Origin of the sequence: Salinisphaera sp. G21_0 (assembly GCF_017744115.1) — a bacterium.
Classification (GTDB): Bacteria; Pseudomonadota; Gammaproteobacteria; order Pseudomonadales; family Endozoicomonadaceae; genus Endozoicomonas.
In genome coordinates, this window is sequence record NZ_JAGHQW010000134.1 from 1 (window position 1) to 3,324 (window position 3,324).

Annotated in this window: 3 protein-coding genes; all 3 read left to right on the top strand. The window is 46.2% G+C overall.

The features are described from left to right. The first annotated feature begins 350 nt into the window (after window positions 1–350). On the top strand, window positions 351–920 hold the full coding sequence (locus J7439_RS25090; protein WP_209204788.1) for a hypothetical protein: 570 nt from the start codon (window positions 351–353) through the stop codon (window positions 918–920). 346 nt (window positions 921–1,266) lie between these two features. Next, entirely contained in the window at window positions 1,267–2,058 is a 792-nt protein-coding gene (locus tag J7439_RS25095; protein ID WP_209204789.1) for a hypothetical protein, read from the top strand. 368 nt (window positions 2,059–2,426) lie between these two features. Beyond that, window positions 2,427–3,137: a hypothetical protein gene (locus J7439_RS25100; protein ID WP_209204790.1), complete on the top strand. Its 711-nt coding sequence runs from the start codon at window positions 2,427–2,429 to the stop codon at window positions 3,135–3,137. The last annotated feature ends 187 nt before the right edge of the window (window positions 3,138–3,324 follow it).

Genomic DNA, 3,324 nt, shown 5'->3' on the forward strand with positions numbered 1-3,324 from the left:
GGGTTTCTTGTGTATGTTTCGCCATAGCAGGTTCCGGTTTGCTTCTTCCGAAGCTTTCTTTTGGTCGACTCAATCATATCAAGTGATTGGGCGGAACCTGCTCTTATTTATGAAATATTCGGGCTAAGGGATTTTGTGAGGGAGTGCCGTACCGGGGAGTACGGTCGACTGAACAAAATTCCTAAGAGCGACAAAGGACAAGCGAGAGCGGAAGCATGTTTATGAAATATCCGGGCTAGGACTATGGGCGGACAAAATGCTAACCATCAACTATGTTTAAGCATGCCTCAATATCGATGACTGTGAGTCTTGACCGCCTGTTGGGATCACGGTGATCTGGAGTTATCAACATGTCTGATTACACCGAGTTGATGGGTGAGCTGCTGGAGCTTGGCGTCAATGCAAACCCTGCATCGCCCTATACAGCCTGTATTCTTGATGCCTCTGGACAGATACTGATTACCGCCTGCAATGCCTGCCATATCAGCCCTCTTTATTCCGCGGAAGGGCTGGCGCTTCACCTGTTAGCCAGTGAGTTTGACTGCCAGCAGAAACAGCCCCTGGTAATGATCACCACCGCCGAGCCCGATGACCTGAGCCTGATGGCGATCTACCGGGCTCACTGTCAGGGAATTCATATTGATGAGATCACCTACGGCGCTTCCCGCGCTGTGCTGAAAAAATTGTGGCCATCTGACCCAAGCCAGGGACTGGCTGAAAGCCTCAGGCACTTTCCGGATGAATTCTCCAATGGCTTGAGCATTCATGGCCAGGTACTGGCTGAAGAGTGTTTGGAAGCCTTTAAAGAAGGCAAGGACATGTTTGATCGAGGTGATGACCCAGTGCGTAGCATGGATATTGACCAGTATTGGATGACCGGTGACTGGTTGATTGATGACTGGGAAGAGAATCTCGAATAGTGCAGACAAGCGTTAATACCCACACAGAATTACCCCGGTAATCATCCTACCTACAGTGCCGACTGCCTTCACAACAACCCCTGACATGAAATATGGGTATTCAGACGATCCATAACCAGGATTTTAAATGCGTTGTGTCAGGTGGGGAACTTTATGTAAAAAGACTGGTCCGAAAGCTAAAGTTCCATAATTCAATAATTCAATGGATACAGCCACTTTTTCCGAGCCAATATATACAGTTTCGGACCACCCTTCTTATTTTCGAGATACCGATTTTTCTGAATCGGGCAGATCGTGCCAGGCCTTCTTCCGTGATGTTGCAGAAACAGCTACTGTTCCATGCGCTGTGTCCACTAATAAAATTCCTGAGAACTACCTTCAGCAACCAACGTTGCATTTTCATAATCCACTTGAGGATCCCCGGTTTGAAAAAAGATCGATAGTCATCGTTTATAACCCTGAACATCACTTGCCAGTCAGAATGGGGCTGAAGAAGAATAATCATGCACCAAAATATATTCCCGCTAATGAACGTTTTTCGATCCAGTCTATTTTAGGTACTGATTCATCAGCCGTTGCAGCCCAGACAGGAAGCGAAGCGTCCGGTGAAAGTTGCTCCTTAACAAACAAGCGCAAAAAGTTACTTTGTAAGAATTCTACTGGTGTAGAGCGCCAAAGGAAGCGCTACCAGAATGATCCCGCATTCGCAGAGAGCCAGAGGGGGCGACAAAGGAACTACCAAAGGGAGCTGCGTAAAGATCCCGCTCACGTGGCGAAAATAAGAAAGAGCTACAGGGATCGATACAAAAATAATCCCGATTTCGCAGAGCGTGAAAGGGAGCGCCAAAGGAATCTTCGCAAAGATCCCGCTTTCGTAGAGCGCCGAAAGCAATACAGGGCACGTCAGAAGGAGCGCTATCTTAATGATTACGAGTATGCAGAGCATCGAAGGAAGGCCCAAAGGGAGCGCTATCAGAATGATCCCGAATATGCAGAGCACCAAAAGAAGAACCAAAGGGAGCGCTATCAAAATGATCCCGAATATGCAAAGCGTCGAAGAAGGATCGAAAGGGAGCGCCATCGGAATAATCTCGAATATGCAAAGCAACAAAGAAAGATCCAGGGGGTGGCACCATAGGCAGCACAAAAAGAGAAGCACTCTCACAATGCCACCTCATATATAGAAGGACAAAAAATTTATATCAACAATAAAGATAAACTTGAATCCAGACTCAATAGCAATAGCCAATATCTATGCGTGATCTATGCGTGGTGGACAAAAATATTGTGCAAATTTGATCATGGAGGAACTTTTATCAGAAAGACTGGTCATAAGATAAATTTCAATAATTAAATAATTCAATGGATATAGCGAATTTCCCTACTCAATCAACCGCAGGTTTTGACGGCTACTCTTATTTTCAAGATACTGCTTTTTCTTCTCCGGTTGTATCGGGTCAGGCATTCTTCCGTGACGTTGCAACATCAGCTACTGCACAATACGCTATGCATACTGATAGAATGCCTGAAAGGTATCTTCAGCAGTCAGTACCTTTTCATAACCCATTTGATGCCCCCAGGTTTGAAAAAAGAACGATAGTCATCGTTAATAGCCATTTACAGTATTTACCCGTCAGAATAGAGCTGCAGACAAATGATCATGCCCCACCATATATTCCTGCTAATGAATGTTTTTCGATCCAGTCTATTTTAGGTATTGGTTCATCAGGTGATTCAGCCCGGGCAAGAGATAAGGTCCCGGATGCAAGTGCCACCCTGACAGTGAAGCGCAACAGGAAATGCTGTAAAGATCCTGCTGAGGCAGAACGTCAAAAGGAGCTTAAAAGGGCGCGCCAGAGGGAGCGTTACCGGAATGATCCCGACTTCGCGCAACGCAAAAGAGAACGTCAAAGGGAGTACTACCATAATAACCCCAATTACGCACAAAGACAGAGGGCGCGGAAAAAAAGCCCTGCTTATCTGGCGCTCGAAAGGGAACGCTACAGGAAGCGTTGCAAAGATCCCGCTTACGCAGAGAAACAAAGGGAGCGCTTCAGAAATTACCAGAGAGAACGCTACCAGAATGATCCCGATTATGCAGAGTATCGAAGGAAGATCCAAAGGAAGCGCTATATGAATAATCCTGATTTTGCAGAGCGCCAAAGGGAATATCAGAGAAAACGCAATCAGGCGCGCAAGAAGGAAGCACTATCATAATGTTATCTTTTGAACAGAGCGACAATGAATAAGCAACACATTGAAAAGTGGTTCCACCTGAATCGGGTAAGGGCTGGTCTTTCTCCAACCCTCCCCACAGCACCCGGCATGCGGGTCCGCACCGGGCGGTTCAACAATGATGGTGAAACCTGATCCATAAGTCTTTCAATGAAACAAGCCCAATTTT

Bases quoted from the DNA above. Each gene is read 5' to 3' on its own strand.
- J7439_RS25100 (WP_209204790.1), top strand. From the start codon at position 2,427: ATGCATACTGATAGAATGCCTGAAAGGTATCTTCAGCAGTCAGTACCT.
- J7439_RS25090 (WP_209204788.1), top strand. From the start codon at position 351: ATGTCTGATTACACCGAGTTGATGGGTGAGCTGCTGGAGCTTGGCGTC.